The 18,475-nt window shown below is 72.6% G+C and carries 19 protein-coding genes; 10 read left to right on the top strand and 9 right to left on the bottom strand.

Annotation, left to right across the window (positions count from 1 at the left end):
- Positions 1–5 precede the first annotated feature (5 nt).
- The 5 genes from ABEA43_RS13685 to ABEA43_RS13665 are packed head-to-tail and all read left to right on the top strand — an operon-like array spanning position 6 to position 4,744.
- The gene (locus ABEA43_RS13685; RefSeq protein ID WP_345561696.1) at positions 6–782 is read left to right on the top strand and encodes an enoyl-CoA hydratase/isomerase family protein; all 777 of its coding nucleotides are present in this window, start codon (positions 6–8) and stop codon (positions 780–782) included.
- Positions 782–1,972 carry a CaiB/BaiF CoA transferase family protein gene (locus ABEA43_RS13680; protein WP_345561695.1) on the top strand — a complete coding sequence of 397 codons (1,191 nt, stop codon included), beginning with the start codon at positions 782–784 and terminating at the stop codon, positions 1,970–1,972. Before ABEA43_RS13685 ends, ABEA43_RS13680 begins: the two co-directional genes overlap by 1 nt.
- Positions 1,960–3,000: a hypothetical protein gene (locus ABEA43_RS13675; protein ID WP_345561694.1), complete on the top strand. Its 1,041-nt coding sequence runs from the start codon at positions 1,960–1,962 to the stop codon at positions 2,998–3,000. The genes ABEA43_RS13680 and ABEA43_RS13675 overlap by 13 nt, the downstream gene beginning before the upstream one ends.
- Positions 2,997–3,701 (top strand): SDR family NAD(P)-dependent oxidoreductase, encoded by a 705-nt coding sequence (locus tag ABEA43_RS13670; RefSeq protein ID WP_345561693.1) that lies wholly within the window; start codon positions 2,997–2,999, stop codon positions 3,699–3,701. The genes ABEA43_RS13675 and ABEA43_RS13670 overlap by 4 nt, the downstream gene beginning before the upstream one ends.
- Entirely contained in the window at positions 3,698–4,744 is a 1,047-nt protein-coding gene (locus ABEA43_RS13665; RefSeq protein ID WP_345561691.1) for an aldose 1-epimerase family protein, read from the top strand. Before ABEA43_RS13670 ends, ABEA43_RS13665 begins: the two co-directional genes overlap by 4 nt.
- Positions 4,745–4,751: 7 nt before the next feature.
- Here the strand turns inward: ABEA43_RS13665 and ABEA43_RS13660 are convergent, their stop codons facing one another.
- From ABEA43_RS13660 to ABEA43_RS13645, 4 genes are all read right to left on the bottom strand, one after another.
- Entirely contained in the window at positions 4,752–5,585 is an 834-nt protein-coding gene (locus ABEA43_RS13660) for an amidohydrolase family protein (protein WP_345561690.1), read from the bottom strand.
- A 45-nt stretch (positions 5,586–5,630) separates the two neighbouring features.
- Positions 5,631–5,924 (bottom strand): aldo/keto reductase, encoded by a 294-nt coding sequence (locus tag ABEA43_RS13655; protein ID WP_345561689.1) that lies wholly within the window; start codon positions 5,922–5,924, stop codon positions 5,631–5,633.
- A complete protein-coding gene (locus tag ABEA43_RS13650) occupies positions 5,921–6,997 on the bottom strand; it encodes a hypothetical protein (RefSeq protein ID WP_345561688.1) in 1,077 nt (358 codons plus the stop codon). Before ABEA43_RS13650 ends, ABEA43_RS13655 begins: the two co-directional genes overlap by 4 nt.
- 64 nt (positions 6,998–7,061) lie before the next feature.
- A complete protein-coding gene (locus ABEA43_RS13645) occupies positions 7,062–8,945 on the bottom strand; it encodes an ABC transporter ATP-binding protein (RefSeq protein WP_345561687.1) in 1,884 nt (627 codons plus the stop codon).
- Between the two features lie 356 nt (positions 8,946–9,301).
- Between ABEA43_RS13645 and ABEA43_RS13640 the strand changes: the two genes are divergently transcribed.
- The 3 genes from ABEA43_RS13640 (at position 9,302) to kynU (ending at position 11,886) form a co-directional block, all read left to right on the top strand.
- Positions 9,302–9,727, top strand: coding sequence for an STAS domain-containing protein (locus ABEA43_RS13640; protein ID WP_345561686.1), 426 nt, complete (start codon positions 9,302–9,304; stop codon positions 9,725–9,727).
- 176 nt (positions 9,728–9,903) lie between these two features.
- Positions 9,904–10,674, top strand: coding sequence for an AAC(3) family N-acetyltransferase (locus ABEA43_RS13635; protein ID WP_345561685.1), 771 nt, complete (start codon positions 9,904–9,906; stop codon positions 10,672–10,674).
- Between the two features lie 9 nt (positions 10,675–10,683).
- Positions 10,684–11,886 carry a kynureninase gene (gene kynU / locus ABEA43_RS13630; protein ID WP_345561682.1) on the top strand — a complete coding sequence of 401 codons (1,203 nt, stop codon included), beginning with the start codon at positions 10,684–10,686 and terminating at the stop codon, positions 11,884–11,886.
- On the opposite strand, the gene ABEA43_RS13625 is transcribed toward kynU, so the two are convergent.
- Positions 11,887–12,825, bottom strand: coding sequence for an arginase family protein (locus ABEA43_RS13625; protein WP_345561680.1), 939 nt, complete (start codon positions 12,823–12,825; stop codon positions 11,887–11,889). It lies immediately after the preceding gene.
- Positions 12,826–12,927: 102 nt separating this feature from the next.
- On the opposite strand from ABEA43_RS13625, the gene ABEA43_RS13620 reads away from it, so the two are divergent.
- Positions 12,928–13,176, top strand: coding sequence for a hypothetical protein (locus tag ABEA43_RS13620; RefSeq protein ID WP_345561678.1), 249 nt, complete (start codon positions 12,928–12,930; stop codon positions 13,174–13,176).
- Here the strand turns inward: ABEA43_RS13620 and ABEA43_RS13615 are convergent.
- The 3 genes from ABEA43_RS13615 to ABEA43_RS13605 all read right to left on the bottom strand — a co-directional run bounded on the left by ABEA43_RS13615 (position 13,171) and on the right by ABEA43_RS13605 (position 16,045).
- Entirely contained in the window at positions 13,171–14,181 is a 1,011-nt protein-coding gene (locus ABEA43_RS13615; protein WP_345561744.1) for a zinc-dependent alcohol dehydrogenase family protein, read from the bottom strand. The genes ABEA43_RS13620 and ABEA43_RS13615 overlap by 6 nt on opposite strands.
- A gap of 104 nt (positions 14,182–14,285) precedes the next feature.
- Positions 14,286–15,632: a hypothetical protein gene (locus ABEA43_RS13610; protein WP_345561677.1), complete on the bottom strand. Its 1,347-nt coding sequence runs from the start codon at positions 15,630–15,632 to the stop codon at positions 14,286–14,288.
- A gap of 116 nt (positions 15,633–15,748) precedes the next feature.
- A complete protein-coding gene (locus ABEA43_RS13605; RefSeq protein WP_345561676.1) occupies positions 15,749–16,045 on the bottom strand; it encodes a putative quinol monooxygenase in 297 nt (98 codons plus the stop codon).
- Positions 16,046–16,211: 166 nt separating this feature from the next.
- Here ABEA43_RS13605 and ABEA43_RS13600 point away from each other — a divergent pair, with 166 nt between their 5' ends.
- The gene (locus ABEA43_RS13600) at positions 16,212–17,759 is read left to right on the top strand and encodes an AlkA N-terminal domain-containing protein (RefSeq protein ID WP_345561674.1); all 1,548 of its coding nucleotides are present in this window, start codon (positions 16,212–16,214) and stop codon (positions 17,757–17,759) included.
- Between the two features lie 13 nt (positions 17,760–17,772).
- Here ABEA43_RS13600 and ABEA43_RS13595 read toward each other — a convergent pair whose 3' ends face one another.
- Positions 17,773–18,432 carry an alpha-ketoglutarate-dependent dioxygenase AlkB gene (locus ABEA43_RS13595; protein ID WP_345561672.1) on the bottom strand — a complete coding sequence of 220 codons (660 nt, stop codon included), beginning with the start codon at positions 18,430–18,432 and terminating at the stop codon, positions 17,773–17,775.
- Between the last annotated feature and the right edge of the window lie 43 nt (positions 18,433–18,475).

The following is an 18,475-nucleotide window of genomic DNA, read 5'->3' as shown; positions in this document are numbered from 1 at the left end:
CAGAAATGAGCGATCCCTTGGACGTCCTCCTCGACGTGGACGGCCCCGTGGCCGTCGTGACCCTCAACAGACCAGCCAAGCTCAACGCCATCACGCCCGACATGGCCGCCGCGCTGCGCGCCTGCCTGAGCCGGGTGGACGCCGACCCCGCCATCCGCGCGGCCGTGCTCACGGGCGCGGGCGAGCGCTCGTTCTGCGTCGGCAGCGACATCGGCGAGCTCGACGAGTACGCCACGCCGTGGGAGTTCCGCAACCGCGGCGACTACGGCGACGCCGTCCGCGCCCTGCGCACGCCGATCATCGCCGCCGTCAACGGCTACGCCTACGGCGGCGGCCTGGAGCTGGCCATGGCGTGCGACATCCGGCTGGCCGCCGACACCGCGACGTTCGCCGCGCCGGAGATCAAGCTCGGCTGGATCGGCGGCAGCGGCCAGTCGGCCCTGCTCACGCATGCGGTCGGCCCGGGCAACGCGGCCACCATGCTGCTCACCGGCGACCCCATCGACGCCGCGCGCGCCGTGGCCTGGGGGCTGGTCACCGACGTGTACCCGAAGGACGAGCTGGTGAAGGCCGCGCGCGAGCTGGCGGGGCGGATCGCCGCCCGGCCGCCGATCGCCGCGCAGACGGCCAAGGCCAACCTCAAGGCGGCCTACTCGATGCCGCTCGACCAGGCCATCCAGTACGAACGCGACCTGCAGACGGTCTGCTTCTCCACCGCCGACGCCGCCGAGGGCAGAGCCGCCTTCGCCGAGCGCCGCGAGCCCGTGTTCGAGGGGCGCTGATGGGCGTTCTCGACGGTTACCGCGTGATCGACCTGTCCATCGCGATGGCGGGGCCGCTGGCCGCCATGCGGCTGGGCGACCTGGGCGCGGACGTGGTCAAGGTGGAGCCGGTCACCGGCGAGTGGCAGCGGCACGCCCCCGCGGGCGGGGCCACCGGCAACCGGGTCAACGCCTCCTTCCTGTCGCTCAACCGCAACAAGCGCAGCCTCGCCGTGAACCTCAAGTCGGACGAGGGCCGCGACATCGTGCACAAGCTGGCCGCGTCGGCGGACGTGTTCCTGCAGAACTACCGTCCGGGCGTGGCCGAGCGGCTCGGCATGGACTACGACACGATCAGCGCGCTCAACCCGCGCATCGTCTACGTCTCCATGTCCGGGTACGGCGAGACCGGCCCCTACATGGCGCGACCAGGCCAGGACCTGCTGCTCCAGGCCATGAGCGGCGCCATGCTCAGCACCGGCCGCGAGGGCGACCCGCCCGCGCCGGCCGGCACGTACGCCATCGACGCCATCACCGCCTACAGCGCGTTCGAGGGCGCGCTGGCCGCGCTGCTGCACCGCGAGCGCACCGGCGAGGGCCAGCGGGTGAGCGTCAACATGCTGGACGCGGCCATCGCCGTGCAGATGCAGGAGCTGTCGATCTTCACGGTCGGCGGGGTTCCGCAGCGGCGCGGGCGCGAGCCGCACGGCCACACCTACATCCGGGCCCCGTACGGCGTCTTCGCCACCAAGGACGGCCACCTCGCGCTCGGCATGCCCAGGCTGGACGCCCTGGCCGTCGCGTTCGACCTGCCCGAGCTGGCCGGCATGGACGGCGACGCCGACGGGCACACCAGGCGCGACGAGATCACCGCGATCGTCGCCCGCCGGCTGCCCGAGCGCACCACGGCCGAATGGCTGGAGATCTGCGCCCGCCACGACCTGTGGGCCGGCCCGGTGTACGGCTACGCCGACCTGGTGGCCGACCCGCAGGTGCGGCACAACGGCTCGTTCGTCACCTACGACCACCGCACCGAGGGCACGGTCACCACGCCCGGCTTCCCCTACGGGCTCAGCGCCGCCCCGCCGGCCGTCCGCAGGGGCGCGCCGCTGGTCGGCGAGCACACGAGGGAGCTGCTCGAAGAGCTCGGCTACCCGGCGGACCGCACCGCCGAGCTGGTGGCGGAGGGCGTGCTGGCATGCGAGGACTGACCTGGGACCACCCGCGCGGTTACGCCCCGCTCGACGAGCTGACCCGGCTGGACCTCGCGGGCGCGAACCCGTACGGGGACGTGCCCGAGCCGATCGAGTGGGACCGGCAGCCGCTGGAGGGGTTCGAGTCCGAGCCGATCGCGGAGCTGTGCCGGCGCTACGACGTGCTGGTGATCGACCATCCCGGGCTGGGCGCGGCGGTGGACGCGCTCGTCCCGATGGATGACCTGTTCGGGCCGGCCGAGCTGCAGAGCCTGCGCTCCGGCTCGGTCGGCCGTAGCTTCGACAGCTACCACCTGGACGGCCGCCAGTGGGCGCTGCCGCTCGACGCGGCCACCCAGGTGGCCGCCGCCCGTCCGGGCGTGGAAATGCCGGGGACGTGGCCGGAGCTGCCGGAGTTCGCCAGGGACACGCGGTTGGCGCTGTGCCTGGGCGGGCCGCACGCGTTCCTCATGTTCTGCGCGTTGTGCTCGGGCGACTTCCGCGACGAGGAGGCGGGCACGCGGGCGCTGGAGCTCATGGCGGAGCTGCTGGCCCTGGCCGACCGCGAGCTCTCGGTGCTCAACCCGATCGGCGTGCTCGACGCCCTGTCAGACGGCGCGGCCGGCTGCTGCCCCCTCGTGTACGGCTACGCCACCTACCCGCTGACCTTCACCGACGCCCCCTCCTGGCCGGGACGCGAGCCGGGCAGCGTGCTCGGCGGCACCGGGCTGGCCGTCTCCGGGCGGCGCATCGGCGAGCTGCGCGACGCCGTCCGCGCCCACCTGCGCCGGCTGCTGTCGGAGCCGGTGCAGACCGGGCTGTTCCCGGCCACCGGCGGGCAGCCCGCCGCACGGGCCGCCTGGGAGAGCGCCGGCTTCTACCGCGACACGAGGGCCACGATGGACGCCGCCTGGATCAGGCCGCGCTTTCCCGGCTACATCGCCTTGCAGGAGAGGTCCTCCGCGCTGATCCGCGACGGGCTGCTCGCCCGAGACCACCCCCGCGACCTGCTCAGGAACCTGCACAAGGAATGGAGTAAGCAATGACCACGGCGCTCGTCACGGGCGCGGCGGGCGCGCTCGGCAGGGCGATCGTCCGCCGCCTGGCCGCCGACGGCCACCAGGTGGCGGCACTCGACCTGGACGCGGGCTCGCTCGAAGGCGCGCTCAACCTGAAGACCGACCTGCGCGACCCGGCGGCGATCGAGGCCGCGTTCGCCGAGACGGCCGCGCGGCTCGGCCCGGTCGGCATCCTGGTCAACAACGCCGCCGTCTACCCGGCCAGGCCCTTCCTGGAGGTGCCGCTGGCCGAGTACGACACCGTCCACGCGGTCAACCAGCGGGCCTACTGGCTGGCGGCCCAGCACGCGGCCCGGCAGATGAGCGAGCTGGGCGGGGGCGCGATCGTCAACATCGCCTCGATCACCATGCACGGCGGCTGGTCCGACCTGGCCGCCTACGTCGCCACCAAGGGCGCGGCGGCGGCGCTCACCAGGGCGCTGGCCCGCGAGCTGGGCCCGAAGGAGATCCGCGTCAACTGCGTCTCCCCCGGCGCGTTCCCGACGGCGGCCGAGGAGATCCACGCGGACCCTGAGGCGTACGAGCGGTTCGTCCTGGAGCGGCAGTCGCTCCAGCGGCGCGGCAAGCCCGAGGAGCTGGCCGCCGTGGTGTCCTTCCTCGCCGGACGGGACGCCTCGTTCGTCACCGGGCAGACCATCGAAGTCAACGGAGGGTGGGTGATGGCATGACGCCGTCCCGCAGGGAGCTGGCCGAGCTGACGGGCGACCTGAGCGCGGCCGGCGGGGTCCGGCTGGTGACGCTCGGCGACGGGGCCGAGCGCGGCATCCGTACGCTGGAGTTCCGCACCGGCTCGGGGCTGGCCTTCGACGTGCTGGTCGACCGGTGCATGGACATCGGGGCGGCCGAGCACGCCGGGCGCTCGTTCGGCTGGCGCTCGCCCACCGGCTTCCGCCACCCGGGGCTGCACGAGAACGCGGACGAGGACGGGCTGTCGTGGCTGCGCTCGTTCTCCGGGCTGATCGTCACGGCGGGGCTCGACCACACGCTGTTCGGCGGTGAGGTGCCGGCCGGCACCTATCGGTATCCGCCCAAGCAGTCCGTACGGCACGGCCTGCACGGCCGGGCGGGCAACCTGCCCGCCAGGCTGACCGGCTACGGCGAGCGCTGGGACGGCGAGCGCTGCGTCCTGTGGGCCGAGGGCGAGGTGCGGCAGGCCACGGTCTTCGGGGAGAACCTGCGCCTGGTCCGCCGTATCGAGGCCGACCTGGGCGGCGACGAGATCCGGCTGGTGGACACCGTGACGAACGCGGGGTTCGAGCCGACGCCGCACATGTTCCTCTACCACATCAACCTCGGCTGGCCGCTGCTCGACGAGGGCGCCAGGTTCGAGGCGGACATCCGCGAGACGCTCTGGCAGAGCGACAGCGTCGCCGAGCAGAAGGCCGATCACCTGACGTTCCCAGGCCCGGTGCCCGGGTTCGTGGAGCAGGTGTACGAGCACGCGCTCACCCCCGCGGAGGACGGCCTGCACCGGGTGGCGGTGGTCAACGACCGGCTCGGCATGAAGGTGAGCGTGGAGTGGCGGGCGGAGGAGTTCCCGTGCTTCTTCGAGTGGCTGAACCTGCGCTCCGGCAACTACGCGGTCGGCCTGGAGCCGTCCACGCACCACGTGTCGGGCGACGCGGCGGCCAGGCAGGACGGCAGCATGATCTGGCTCGGCCCGGAGGAGTCACGCACGTACCGCACGACGTTCCGTGTCGAGACGGCCTGAGGCGGAGCTAGTCGGAGAGGCGGTAGGCGCGGCGGGCCGTCCCCGCGAAGACGTCGGCCCGCTCGCTCTCCGACAGTCCCGCGCACAGCTCGTCCGCGGCCGCCGCGACCTGCTCGTACTCGGCCGCGAGCAGGCACACCGGCCAGTCGGAGCCGAACATGACCCGCTCGGGCCCGAACGCCTCCAGGACGGTCTCGGCGTACGGCCGCAGGTCGGCCACCTGCCAGGACGCCCAGTCGGCCTCGGTGACCATCCCGGACAGCTTGCAGTAGACGTTGGGGTGGGCGGCCAGCTCCAGGATCCGCGTGCGCCACGGCTCCAGCTCGCCCGCGGCGATGGGCGGCTTCGACAGGTGGTCGAGCACGAACGTCAGCCCGGGCAGCGCGGCCACGGTGCCGATGGCGGCCGGGAGCTGGTGCGGCAGCGTGAGCAGGTCGTAGGCCAGCCCGGCGGCCTCGACGGCGGCGAGCCCGCGCCGGACGTCGGGGCGGGCGAGCCAGGCCGGGTCGGGCTCGGACTGGACGCCGTGGCGGACGGCCACCAAGCCTTCAGGCAGCGCGGCCAGGGTGCCGGCGGCGTCGGGCGCGGTGAGGTCGATCCAGCCCACGACGCCCGCGACCACCTCGGATCCGGCGGCCAGGGCCAGGAACTCCCGGGTCTCGGCCACGTCGGGGAGCACCTGCACCAGCACGGTCCTGGTGACCCCCGCCGCGGCGGCGTGGCCTGCGAGCCGGTCGAGGGTGAAGGTGCGGCGGACCGGCGCCATCTTCTCGGAGTCCAGCCAGGCGTGCGGGCGGGCGTCGAGGTCCCAGACGTGGTGGTGCGCGTCGATACGGCTCATGAGGTGTCCATCAGTCGGTGGAGGTCGTGGCGGGATCCGGCCGTCTCATCGCGGGTCCAGCTCGGCCCAGAGGCGGTCGGGGATCGGGGTGGCGGCCAGTTTCAGATCCTCGGCCACCTCCTCGGGGCTGCGCGCTCCGACGACGACGCCGGTCACGGCCGGGTGGCGCAGCGGGAACTGCAGGGCGGCGGCGGCCAGCGGCACGTCGTACGCGGCGCAGCGCGCGGCCAGCCCGCGGGCCCGCTTGAGCACCGGCTCGGTCGCCGGGGCGTAGTCGTAGTAGGCGCCGGGACCCGGATCGGCCAGGATGCCGCCGTTGAAGACGCCCGCGACGATCACCCCGGTCCCGCGGCGAACCCGGATCCGTCCCGGTCGAGCTCCGCCAGCAGGCGGCTCCACCGGTAGCGCAGCAACTGGCGCTCGCTCGGCACCGGCGTCCGGGTGTGATGCATCGGCCGGTCCCGCTTGCGCGCCCGCGGCAGCAGGACCCAGGTCATGTGGATCGTCCAGGTGACCATGGCCAGCCGCACCCCCGTCTCCCACAGCCGGTCGTCGGCCAGGTCGGGGTGGACGGCGATGACCTCCTTGCGGTAAGCGGCCTCGATCTCCGCCGCCAGCCCGGACGGCAGCCGGAAGACGCACCAGCACGTCGCGAACGGCATGCGTACGTAGGCCGCTTCGAGGAAGGCGGAGTGGTAACCGGAGCCCTCGAAGTCGAGGACCCGCATTCCGTCCGCGGTCAGCAGATTGTTGTCCGGGCAGATGTCGCCCGGGGAGAACACGCGGTAGCGGCCGTAGCTCGCCACCAGCTCCGCCAGCTCGCCGTCGAGCCCCGGAGGCGCGAGGGGCAGCACCTCCGCCAGGTCGCTCGCGTCGCGGAAGGGACGCCAGCCGCTGCCGTCCTCCGCATGGGCGGCCCGCGACCGTTCCCACTCGTCCTGTCGTCCCGCGCCGGCCACCGCGATCCGCCCGTACGTCCGTGCCCACGTGAGCAGACCCTCGCGTGCCTCTCGCGCGGACTCCCCCAGCAGCACGTCGGCCAGGCTCGGCGCGGCGCCGAGGTCCGACATGACGACCAGCGGGAAGGACGGGTCCACCGCCAGCAGCCGGGGACCGTACCCGCCGCCGAGCGGCAGTCCGGCCACTTCCGCCGCGAAGCCCACGGCGTCCTGGTACGCCTTGACCACGACCGTGCCGCCGTCGGCCGTCACGCACCGCAGGACGCTGCTGCGCGTGCTCCCGCCCAGGTCGATGGGCCGGCTGACCTGCTCGCCGAGAGCCGCCGAGGCCGCCTCCAAGATCCGTTCCACGCCGACGACTCTAGCGTCGATGCGCCGGGTCGCCGCGGCCCGGTCCTCCATCGAGCGGACCGCCGACAGGGCCACCACCGCCGGGTGGCTCCACCTCGCCACCGCGCGCTGCCACCGCGTGCCGGCGTCCTCGGTGCGCGGGCAGCCGACCGCGCTGCCGAGGTCGTCAGCGGTGCAGCGCGCCGGAGGCGTCGTCCGCGAAGCCGTTCTCGGCGGAGTCGTCGGCGTCGTCGGCGTCGTCGGCGTCGTCCTCGATCAGGAAGCCGCCGGACTGGTGCCGCCAGAGCCGCGCGTAGGGGCCGTCGGCCTGGAGCAGGTCGCTGTGGGTGCCCTGCTCCACGATGCGTCCCCGGTTGAGGACGACCAGGCGGTCCATGCGGACGACGGTGCTCAGCCGGTGGGCCACCACGAGCGCGGTGCGATCTTGCATCAGGCGCCACAAGGCCTCCTGGACGAGGATCTCGCTCTCGGAGTCGAGGGCGCTGGTCGCCTCGTCCAGCAGCAGGATCGGCGCGTCGCGCAGGATCGCGCGCGCGAGGGCGAGGCGTTGCCGCTGCCCGCCGGAGAGCTTGATGCCCCGCTCGCCGACCAAGGTGCCGAAGCCGTCCGGCAGCGACTCGACGAACTCGGTGACGTGCGCCGCCTCCGCGGCCCGCAGGATGTCGGCCTCCGTGGCGCCCGGCCGGGCGAAGGCGATGTTGTCGCGCACCGACCGGTGGAACATGGCCGGCTCCTGCGGCACGTAGGCGATCAGGCTGCGCAGGTCGGCCTGGCGCAGCCGGCTGATGTCCTGGCCGCCGATCAGGATCCGGCCGTCGTCGATGTCCATGAGGCGCAGCAGCAGCCGGGTGAGCGTGCTCTTGCCGCCGCCGGACTGGCCCACCAGCCCGATCTTGGTGCCGCTGGGGATGTCCAGGTCCAGGCCGTCGAACAGGGGCGGGCCGTCGCCGTAGGCGAACCGCACCCGGTCGAAGCGGACACCCGCGTCGGCCGGGCGCAGCGGCTGCGGCTCGGGCGGGTCCACCACGGTCGGCGGCGAGAGGAGCAGCTCGGTGAACTGGGCGGCCTCGGTGAGCGTGCTCTCCATCCGCCGGTAGATCTGGTTGAACTCGAACATGATGTTGATCGTGTTGGAGTAGTAGGTGAACGTCACCACGATCGCCTCCACGCCCAGACCGCCCCTGAGCGCCACGGCGAGGAGCAGCCCCACGGCGCTGGTGAGGACCGCGATCGGGGCGACGACGGTGTCGACCCGCAGGTTCCCGTAGTCCCAGGAACGCAGCGACAACCGGCGCTGCTCGGCGACCCTGGCCCGATGTTCGATGCCTTCGCGGCCCTCGGCGGCGAACGCGCGCACGGTCTCCATGTTGGCCAGCACGTCGGCGACGTGTCCCGACACCCGCACCTTGGCCGCCTCACGCTGCTCGACCAGCTTCTGGCGGCGGCGGATGAGCGGCGCGACGAGGAAGCCGGTGACGAGGATCAGGCCCACGAGCACGAGGACCAGCAGCGGGTGGTATTGCCACAGCACCACCGAGGCGAAGGTCAGCGGCACGAGCTTGGCGATGATCGAGAAGGTGAGGGTGTCGGCGAACTCCTCGAACTCGGAGGCGAAGCTGAGCACCCGCTTGGTCAGCGACCCGGCGAAGTTGTCGTGGAAGAACGCGGTGTCCTTGGTCATCAGCGCGTCCATGCCCACGACGCCAAGGCGTTCGATGCCCCTGGCGTCCGTACGGTTCAGGAAGTGCAGCCCGATCCGCCACAGCACCTCGCCGGCCAGCAGCAACGCGCCGAACCCGAGCACGTAGGGCAGCAGCGTGGCGACGGAGCCTTCCCCGCCACCGGCCAGGTGCCCCACGAGCCCGGCCACCGCGAGCGGCGCCAGGTAGAACAGGCAGATGTTCCCGATCGCCGGCAGCGTCATCGCGGGTGTCGCGACCCGCCACTGACGCTTCAGCTCACCGCAGTAATAGCGCAGCACCAGCCCGACAGCCGACCGCCGCACAGATGAGCCGTCTCCGGAGCCCTCAATTGATCCGAGCACGGTCATCCGCCCTCCCCGATGCCAGACACCGCCGTGGCCATGGTGCCGCAGCGATGCACGGAGTAGCGAATGATTTTCCGCCGGGCGACGGGCGCGGACCGCATCTCCGCGCAGCGGACGAGGGTCGACCGTCAAATGGGAGATGCCACATAAATTCCACCCTCTTCCCCTGAAATGGCACGTCCAGCCGCTGGTCCCGGCCTCGGGCAGGAGTTTCAACTACCAGGGCAATTTTTCGGTAGGAGCGCTTGTAAAGAGTGGCGCGCTCGCCTTATGCGTCATGGTGTTGCCGCGCTACCATCCACTCAAGGCAAGCCGTTGCCCGTGCCTCCGTCTTTCGAGTCGGATTGGTGGAGCATTTGATGCCAGGTTTGACATTCGCCTCGCAAAGGCTGCCGGGCGTGACCGTGATCTCCGTGGCGGGCGAAGTCGACGCGACCAACGCGGGCCTGTTCGACGCCTATCTGCGGAAGAGCCGCCATCTGCCCGGCGAGCACGTGGTGATCGACCTCAGCGAGATGGGCTTCCTGGGCAGCGCCGGTCTCCGCGTCTTACTGAACACCCACGCCTATGCCCGCCAGCACGGCGGCAGCCTGCACCTGGGCGCACCCCACCCGGTCCTCGCCCGGATCCTGGAGACCACCCAGGCGCAGAGCGTCCTGCGGGTGCACCCCACGGTCGAGCAGGCCGTGGTCGCCGCGCTCCGCGAGGCACAGGCCTCCATGCCCGGTACGACGGAAAAGGCGCTTCCCGTGGCGAGCGGGATGGAGCTGCAGCAGCTTCCCTGACGGCTCGCGGCGCACAAGGCCGATCGCCGCACACCAGACCGATCACCGCGCACAAGGCCGATCACCGCGCACCAGGCTGATCGGCGCGCGGTTCGCCGGTCGAGGGGGCCTCGATGATCCAGCCGGCACAACTCAGCAGGGCGGCCGGAACCCTTGGGCTGACCGATCGTCCGGTCATGCTGCACGCTTCCCTGCGCTCTTTCGCCGCGCCGCTGAACGGCGGTGCGCACGCGCTGCTGGAGGCGCTGCTGGCCCGCGGCTGCACGGTCATGGTTCCCGCCTTCACCGGGCACCATTTCGGCGTGCCGCCACCGCCCGGGATGCGGCCCGCGCGCAACGGCGTCGACTACGCCGCCCTGCCCGACGGCGAGCCGGGCGGCTCGGACGGCCCCGTCTACGACGCCGGCTGCGGGCTCGTCAACCCCAGCATGGGCGTGCTGCCCGCGACCCTGATCGGCCGCCCCGACGCCGTACGCGGCCGGCACCCGCTCAATTCGTTCGCCGCGGCCGGTCCGCAGGCCGCCGGGCTCATCGCGACCCAGAGCCCGGCCGACGTGTACGGCCCGATCCGCGAGCTGGCCGGCCGGGAGGGCGCGATCCTGCTCATCGGCACCGGGCTCGATCGCATGACGGCGCTGCACCTGGCCGAACAGCGAGCAGGGCGACGCCTCTTCCTGCGGTGGGCGCGCGGTGACGACGGCCGGGTGTCCATGGTCGAGGTCGGCTCATGCTCGGCCGGGTTCCCGCGGCTGGAGCCCGTACTCGGCCCGTTCGCGCGGACGGCCACCGTGGGCGCCTCCTCGTGGCGCGCCTATCCTGCGAAAGAGGTCATCGACGCCGCCACCCGCGCCATCGCCGCCGACCAGGGCATCACGCACTGTCCCGACCGCGGTTGCCTGGCGTGCCGCGACTCCATCGCCGGAGGCCCCGTCGGGCCGCACATGTGAGGAGCATGCATGTCCGAAGACGACGCGCGGCGGCGGGACGCGGAGGATCCAGGGCATCGGGCCCTGTTCCTGGTCCCGCCCGCCCAGGGCGGGAAATATCGGGAATGCGCCTACTTAGCGGGCAACTCGCTCGGCCTGCAACCCAAGGCCACCAGAGACGCGTTGCTGAGCGACCTGGACAACTGGGCCACGTTCGGCGTCGAAGGCCACCTGGAGGGCGGCCGCCCGTGGCTGGACTACCACTCGCTGCTCACCGGGCCCGCCGCCCGGCTGGTCGGCGCGCTGCCCGAGGAGACGGTCGTGATGAACACGCTGACCGTCAACCTGCACCTGCTGATGGTCTCCTTCTACCGGCCGCGCGGCGAGCGCACCCGCATCCTCGTCGAGGAGTCCGCGTTCCCCTCCGACAGCTACGCGGTCCGCAGCCAGGCCCGCTTCCACGGCCTCGACCCGGACACCGAGGTGATCAGGACCGCCGACCCGCTCGGCCGGCTCGCCACCGAAGGCGGCAAGGTCGCGCTGGTCCTGCTCGGCGGGGTCGACTACCTGACCGGCGCGGCGCTGGACATCCCGGCGATCACGCGGGCGGGGCACGCCGCGGGGGCGATGGTCGGCTGGGACCTGGCCCATGCCGCCGGAAATATCCCGTTAAAGCTGCACGAATGGGGGCCCGACTTCGCGGCCTGGTGCTCGTACAAGTATCTCAACTCCGGGCCTGGCGCCCTCGGCGGCGTCTTCGTCCACCAGCGGCACCTGGACGACCCGTCGATCCAGCGCTTCGAGGGCTGGTGGAGCACCGAGCCCGGGACGCGCTTCCTGATGGACCCGGTGGCCACGCCGCCCAAGAGCGCCGACGCCTGGCAGATCTCCAACCCGCCCATCTTCGCCATGAGCCCGGTTCGCGTCTCGCTCGAAATCTTCGACACGATCGGCATGGACGCGCTGCGCGCCCGCAGCGTCCGGCTGACCGCGTACCTGGAGGGGCTGCTCGACGGCCGCACCCTGGTCACCCCGCGCGAGCCGGAGCGCCGCGGCTGCCAGCTGTCCCTTCGCGTGACCGACGCGGACGCCCTGTCCAGGAGGCTGAGCCGGGACCACGGCGTGATCGCCGACTCCCGCAATCCCGACATCCTGCGGCTGGCGCCGGCGCCGCTCTACTCGACCTACCACGACTGCTGGCGGGCCGCGGAAGCGCTCAGGGCGGAGCTGTGATCAGGCAGCGCCCGCCTCGCTGAGGAGGAAGACGCACTCCATCGCCACCTGGGCCGCCAGGCTGCCGGTCAGGCCCGCGTGGTCGTGCGGCGGGCTCACCGTGTTGATGTCGAACGCGGCGAACTCCAGCCCCCGCATCCCGCGCAGAATGCTCAGCCCCTCCCGTACGGAGATGCCGCCCCAGGACGGGGTCACCACGCCGGGCGCCGCGGAAGGGTCGAACACGTCCATGTCCCAGCAGAGGTAGACGGGCGTCCCGGCGAACCGGGCGCGGATCCGCTCGACGAGCGCGGGCACGCCCATGGCCGTGAGCTCGTCCATGGTGATCACTTCGTAGCCGAGGTCCCGTGCCACGCCCACGATGCCCGGATCGCCCCGGTAGTCCGTGTCCCGCATCCCCACGTGCAGCGCCTTGGCGGGATCGATCAGCCCTTCGGTGACGGCGTGCACGAAGGTGTTCGCGTTGTTGAACTCGTAGGGGTAGATGCCCTCGTAAGCGTCGGTGTGGGCGTCGAAGTGGAGCACGGCGAAGTCGGCTCCCCGATGCTGCCGCAGCGCGCGGAGCTGGGGAAGGGTGACCGCGCCGTCGCCGCCGAGCGTCAGCGGCACCGCGCCCGCCGCGAGGATGTGGGAGACCGCGGCCTGGATCGCCGGGAAGCTCTGCTCGACGTCGCCGGGCAGGACGCCGGCGTCGCCGATGTCGACGACGCCCAGGTCCGCGAGCAGGTTCGTCCCGAACCCGTCGAGGTGCTCGGCGACGAGCGCCGAGTGCGCCCGAACGTGCGCGGGGCCGGAACGCGCGCCGACGCGGGTCGGGTGGTATCCCATGTCGAACGGCACACCCAGCACGACGAGCCGGCTCGCGGACAGGTCGCGGGTGGCGGGGACCCCGAACAGAGTGCCTACGGGCAGGACCGGCAGCGCCGCCGTATGCGTCATTTCAGCATGTTAGCGATCATTCGTCCTGAGCCGGTCTCGACTAGATCACGGGCTGCTGGGCAGGCGTCGGAAACCAGGCGACCACGGGGACCAGGAGACGCCATGCTGCTCATCGACCGGAACTGCGTTCGCGAACTGCTCACGTCGGAGCACCCCGACGCCACGCTGGTCTTCGTACGAGGTGACTGCGTCGTCCTGCCCGCCGCCGAGGTGGACGACGCGCACAAGGGGCTCGTCATCGCCCGCCGCGACGACGTGCGGCGGCAGCTTCCCGCCGGCCCGCTGACCGACGAGGCCCTGGACGACCTGGCGACCCGGCTGGACAACATCGTCCGGGACCTCGGCTCATGACGTGACCTGCGGAGACGTGGTGACGACGATCTTGCCGACCTGGGCGCCGGCCTCCAGGTAGCGGTGCGCGTCGGCGATGTCGGCCAGGTCGAAGACGCGGTCCACGACGGGACGGAAGTCGCCGCTGCGCAGCCCCGCGCCGATGAAGGCCTCGGCCCTGCGCAGCCGCCGCTCGTTCCTGGTCGTCTCGTGCACCAGGTAGGTGCGCATGGACACGGCCGGCATCCCCGCGTCCAGCCCCGGGTACGGCGTCGGCTCGCCGCTCAGCGCGCCGTAGATGAACAGGGTGCCTTCAGGGGCCACCACGTCGAACAGCTCCACGACGCCCGGTCCCGCGACGGCGTCGAAGACGAACCTGGCGCCCCGGCCGCCGGTGATGGCGCGTACCCGGTCGGCGACGCTCTCCTCGCCGGTCACGATCACCTCCGCCGCGCCCGCCTTGAGCAGTTGCTCCTTCTTGGCGGTGGTGCGGGTGGTGGCGACGGGCACCGCGCCGACGCGGTTGGCGACCTGGATGGCGGCCAGGCCCACGCTGCTGGAGGCGGCGGTCACCACCACCGTGTCGCCGGCCCGCATCCCGCCGGCCTCGATCAACGCCCCGTACGCGGTCGCGTACGGCATCCACACCGCCGCGCCCGTCACCGCGTCCACGTCCGCGGGGCGGTGCACCACGGCCGCGGCCGGGATGATCGCCTGCTCGGCGTACACGTTGTAGTCGTTCATCGAGAAAGCCGGCACCACGCTGACCGGCTGACCGGGCTCGAAGCCGGTCACGCCCGGGCCGGCCGCCTCGACCACGCCCGCGGCCTCGGCCCCGAGCCCGGCGGGGAACGACTTGACGGGCTCGATGTAGTGGCCGCCGCGGAACAGCACCTCGGCCCGGTTGAGCCCGATCGCGTCCACCCGGAGCCGCAACTCGCCCGGACCCGGCTCCCCCACCTCGACGTCCTCCAGCCGGAGCACCTCGGGGCCGCCGAGTTCGTGGAACCGCACTGCCTTGACCATCACGTCTCGTCCCTTCCGAACGGTGTCGCCGGGACCTACTGAAGACTAAAGTTTGATGGTTGTCAAACTTTGATGGCCGTCGTATTTCGACTCATGCTGAAAGATCAGGGGCAGGCGGCGAACATCCGGCGCGTGCCGGTGGAATAGGCCGCCGGGTCGCTGAACCGGCACCCGTAGTCCGGATGCGCCACGACCGCCGGATCGGTCACGTCGTCCCCGGCGGGCCGGGGGCCGCCGCGTTCCCATCGGACCAGGTCGTCCCAGGCGGTCCCGACCTCGGCGGCGCTGAACTCGCAGTGCTCGACCGCCCGGATCGCCCGCTGCACGAGCAGTGCCCCGCGCCCGTGACGGGACACGTCCGCCCGGTAGTACTGCTCCATGGAGAACGGCACGAAGTTGTCGCCCAGGTCGTGCAGCGAGAGCACGGGGACGTCGATCCGCCCGGAGACGGCGGGCACGGCGGTCAGCCGCTGCGTCCTGCGCGCCGCCAGGTCCACGGGAGCGACCCGCCGCACGCTCGCGTCCACGTTCACGGGCGAGCCTGGGCGATAGCGGGTGCCGAGGTTCGTGGCCACCCGGCCCGGCTCCTGCGCCAGCGTGCCGCCCTCGTCCGGGCCTGCCAGCCCGAACAGGAAGTCCTTCCAGTACGCGAAGGCCGCCGCCGCCCCGGGACGCTCGCCGCCCCCGAGGTTGACGACGATGGCGCGGAACTGCTCGCCGAGCTGGTTCGCGGGACCCTGGCCGGCCAGCCCCAGCCGTTCCTGGATCCTCGGCACGACCGAGGTCGCGTAGTCGGCGGGAATCGGGTAGGCGGGCACGTCCGCGAGATCCTGCGCGACGAGGTGGAAGTCGAGGAAGAAGTCGAACAGCTCCTGGTCGCCGACCACCCCGCACATCGGCATGGCCGCGTCGTAGTAGCCCGGATATTCCTCGATCGAGCGGGCCGTGATGTGCCCGCCCATGGACACCCCGGCCAGGTACGTCCGCCGCGGCTTGCCCACCACCCGCCCGAAGTGACCGGCCAGGTCACGGGTGCTGCGCACGCCGGCCCGGACGTCGTAGTCGTTGCCGTAGTAGGAGGACGCCGCCCACGCGTAGCCCTGGTCGAGCAGCTTCTGGCGTAAGCCGTAGCCGGGCGGGTCCACGGTGAGCACCCGGGTGTCGCCGCGGTATCCGTGGGCCCACATCAGCAGGGAGCCGTTCCAGCGGGGCGGCACCTCGATGTCGTAGGCCGCGTGACCGTGCACGCCCTGGAGGACCCGGCTCGGCCGGCCGCCGACGGTCGCCGGCGCCAGCGGCGGGTTGTCGACCGTGTAGCCGGGCAGCGGCTGGTCGTCCGGCACTCCCCCCGGGGTGGATGCCGCTGTTGAGGCCCCCGAGGACTGAGCTGCGGGGACCAGCAGCACGGCGGACAGCGCCGCTGCGGACAGGATCAGGCTCCGACGGCGCACCTGCCATCACCTCCGAGGGGGACCCGCTCAGGCGTGCGGTGATTCGTTCATACTCCGAGCGGCCGCCCAGTGGAAGGGCCCGCCCGCCGCCGTGCGGGCAGGCCTGCCGGCACGGGTCAGATCGCGACGATCAGCTCATGGTCGATCTCGGCGAACTCGACGATCAGATCCGCGAACCGGCCCGCGATCAGCTCCTGGTACGCCGGCGACCCGGTGTGGGCGTCGTAGGCGGCCTGGTCGGCGAAGTGCTCGACGAACAGCAGGTAGTCGGGCCTGGCGGGGTCGCGGTAGACGCGGAAGGACAGCGTGCCGTCCTCGGCTCCCGGCCCCTTGGGCGCGAACTCGCGGACGACCTCTTCCGCCTTCGCCTGCATGCCGTCCTTGAGCGGGATGGGGAACACCTTGGCGAGCATGGATTTCTCCTATGGATTCAGGCGCCGGGGAAGACGCTGGGTTGGATGACAGCAATCTTGGAGGTGGCGCTCGGGACCGGTCTGGCCATATCTGGACACGTTCCGGGAGGCGGGCGATGTCCGGATGTGGCGAGCGACGTGCGCAGGGATGGCATAAATGTGGGCTATGACCACGTTCTCTGCTGTCGTCACCACCGGGATCTACTGCCGGCCCGGATGCGGGGCGCGGCCGCTGCTGACGAACTGCCGGACGTACGAGCTGGCGGCGGCGGCCGAGGCCGACGGGTTCCGGGCGTGCCTGCGCTGCCGGCCGTACCGGCTGGCCGCGCCGATCGGGGCGGAATCGCCCGAGCTGGTGTGCCGGGCCTGGCAGATGATCATCGACGGCGTGCTCGACGAGGGCACCGAGGCCGAGCTGGCCGAGCGGGTGGGCCTGTCGGCGCGGCATCTGCGCCGGTTGTTCGTGAAGTACGTGGGGGCGAGCCCGGATCAGCTCGCCAGGTCGCGGCGGGCGCATTTCGCGCGCCGTCTCCTGGACGACACGGACCTGACGATCCTCGACGTGGCCTTCGCGTCGGGGTTCGGGAGCCTGCGGCAGTTCAACCGGAGCATGCAGGAGGTGTTCCGCAACTCGCCGTCGGATCTGCGCAGGCGGCGGCACCGTGCGGATCGGCTGGTCACCGATGGCGGGCTGGCGTTGCGGCTGCCGGTCGAGCCGGGCTACGACTGGGACGCGGTGCGCGGCTTCCTGGCGGTCCGGGCGGCGCCGGGCGTGGAGGCCGTCGACGGAGACACCTATCGCCGCACGGTCGGGGTTGAGGGCGCGCCCGGGGTGCTGGAGATCGCGCCGGGCGGTCCGGGGTGGCTGCTGCTGCGGGCGCACCTGCCGTACTGGGAGGGGCTGATCCACGTGGTGGACCAGGCCGGGCGGCTGGTCGGCGCGGACGCCGACCCGTCGGCGGGGGTGCGCGCCCTGGTGGCGGATCCGGTGCTCGGGCCGCTGGTCAAGGCGCGTCCCGGGCTGGTCGTGCCGGGGGCGTGGAGCCCGTTCGAGACCGGCGTCCAGGCGATACTGAGCCGTGGCGGGCGCTCTCGCGAGACCGTGCGCGGGTGGCTGGCGGCCATCGTGACCGGCCTGGGCACGCCGGTGCCCGGCCTGCCGGACGGGCTGACGCACATGTTCCCCGACGCCGGTGCGGTGACGGCGGACGCGCTCGCCGCGATCGGCCTGCCCGATCGGGACGCGCGCATGATCACGGCGCTGGCGGCGGCCGTGGCGGCGGGCCACCCGGCACTACGCCCCGGTACGAGCGTCACCGCCCTGGCCGACATGCCCTGGGCGGACCCGGCTCAGGAGGCGGGCCCGGCTCAGGAGGCGGACCCGGCTCAGGAGGCGGGCCCGGCTCAGGAGGCGGACCCGGCTCGGGACGCGGACCCGGCTCGGGACGCGGACCCGGCTCGGGACGCGGACCCGGCTCAGCCGGAAGCGGGCCCGGCTTGGACGGACCCGGACCTGACTTGGGCGGAGGTGGACCTGCGGCATGCTGTGGCGTTCCGGCTCGGGGCCAGGGAGGCGTTCCCGAGGGCCGATGCCTCGCTCGGCGCGGCGCTCGCGGACCTGGGCATCGACCACCAGGGCGCGCCTCCCGGCGAGTGGCCCTGGCCGGCGCTGGCCGCCGTCCACCTGATGGTCCACGGCGACGGACTCCGCTGAGCGCCCAGCCCGCTCAGGTCGTGGACGGTTTGGTCGCCTGGAGGCGGCTGGAGAAGTTCACGCTGACCCGTACGCCGGCCGGCGCGGTCTGCTTGGGCACGCAGTGCCGCCAGTCGCGCTGGCAGCGCCCGCCCATCACCACCAGGTCGCCGGCCGCCGGAGTCAGCGTGACGCTGCGCCCGCCCGTCCGGGGCTTGAGCAGGAACCGGCGGGTGGCGCCGAGGCTGATCACCGGGACCACGCATTCGTCCCGCCTGCACGTGGACCAGTCACCGTGCCAGCCGGTGCTGTCGCGGTGGTCGCGGTAGAGGTTCAGCCAGAGGCCGTCGTAGGGCACCCCGTAGTGCCGGGACAGGATCGCGGCGGCCGTGCGCAGCTCCGCCTCCGGGGCGTCGGCGACGTCCTGGTACTCGGCGGTCAGCCGGGGCTCGACGACCATCCGGTTGACCATCCAGCGCTCGCGCTGCTCCCAACCGGCCCCGGCGAGGAGGGCCTCCAGCAGCCGCTGCCCGCCGCTCAGCCATCCCGGCACGTGTTCGACCCACGAGGTGTCGTCGAGCTGGATGCGGTACGCGGTGGCGAACGTGGCGTCGATCGCGGACTCCCCGGTGGCCAGCAGGTCGAGCTGGGCGGTCCCGGGCGAGAGCGGCGTACGCCTCTGTGACGAGGTCATGAAGGACATGGTTCTGGCTCGGCACACGACAGGTCCGGCCTTA

Origin of the sequence: Nonomuraea rosea (genome assembly GCF_039539705.1) — a bacterium.
GTDB lineage: Bacteria > Actinomycetota > Actinomycetes > Streptosporangiales > Streptosporangiaceae > Nonomuraea > Nonomuraea rosea.
The sequence above is the reverse complement of the archived record's forward strand: the minus strand, read 5'-3'. Positions and strand labels throughout refer to the sequence as shown.

Coding starts and splice junctions, on each gene's coding strand:
- ABEA43_RS13685 (WP_345561696.1), top strand. CDS start 6: ATGAGCGATCCCTTGGACGTCCTCCTCGACGTGGACGGCCCCGTGGCC.
- ABEA43_RS13680 (WP_345561695.1), top strand. CDS start 782: ATGGGCGTTCTCGACGGTTACCGCGTGATCGACCTGTCCATCGCGATG.
- ABEA43_RS13675 (WP_345561694.1), top strand. CDS start 1,960: ATGCGAGGACTGACCTGGGACCACCCGCGCGGTTACGCCCCGCTCGAC.
- ABEA43_RS13670 (WP_345561693.1), top strand. CDS start 2,997: ATGACCACGGCGCTCGTCACGGGCGCGGCGGGCGCGCTCGGCAGGGCG.
- ABEA43_RS13665 (WP_345561691.1), top strand. CDS start 3,698: ATGACGCCGTCCCGCAGGGAGCTGGCCGAGCTGACGGGCGACCTGAGC.
- ABEA43_RS13660 (WP_345561690.1), bottom strand. CDS start 5,585: ATGAGCCGTATCGACGCGCACCACCACGTCTGGGACCTCGACGCCCGC.
- ABEA43_RS13645 (WP_345561687.1), bottom strand. CDS start 8,945: ATGACCGTGCTCGGATCAATTGAGGGCTCCGGAGACGGCTCATCTGTG.
- ABEA43_RS13640 (WP_345561686.1), top strand. CDS start 9,302: ATGCCAGGTTTGACATTCGCCTCGCAAAGGCTGCCGGGCGTGACCGTG.
- ABEA43_RS13635 (WP_345561685.1), top strand. CDS start 9,904: ATGCTGCACGCTTCCCTGCGCTCTTTCGCCGCGCCGCTGAACGGCGGT.
- kynU (WP_345561682.1), top strand. CDS start 10,684: ATGTCCGAAGACGACGCGCGGCGGCGGGACGCGGAGGATCCAGGGCAT.
- ABEA43_RS13625 (WP_345561680.1), bottom strand. CDS start 12,825: ATGACGCATACGGCGGCGCTGCCGGTCCTGCCCGTAGGCACTCTGTTC.
- ABEA43_RS13620 (WP_345561678.1), top strand. CDS start 12,928: ATGCTGCTCATCGACCGGAACTGCGTTCGCGAACTGCTCACGTCGGAG.
- ABEA43_RS13615 (WP_345561744.1), bottom strand. CDS start 14,181: ATGGTCAAGGCAGTGCGGTTCCACGAACTCGGCGGCCCCGAGGTGCTC.
- ABEA43_RS13605 (WP_345561676.1), bottom strand. CDS start 16,045: ATGCTCGCCAAGGTGTTCCCCATCCCGCTCAAGGACGGCATGCAGGCG.
- ABEA43_RS13600 (WP_345561674.1), top strand. CDS start 16,212: ATGACCACGTTCTCTGCTGTCGTCACCACCGGGATCTACTGCCGGCCC.
- ABEA43_RS13595 (WP_345561672.1), bottom strand. CDS start 18,432: ATGACCTCGTCACAGAGGCGTACGCCGCTCTCGCCCGGGACCGCCCAG.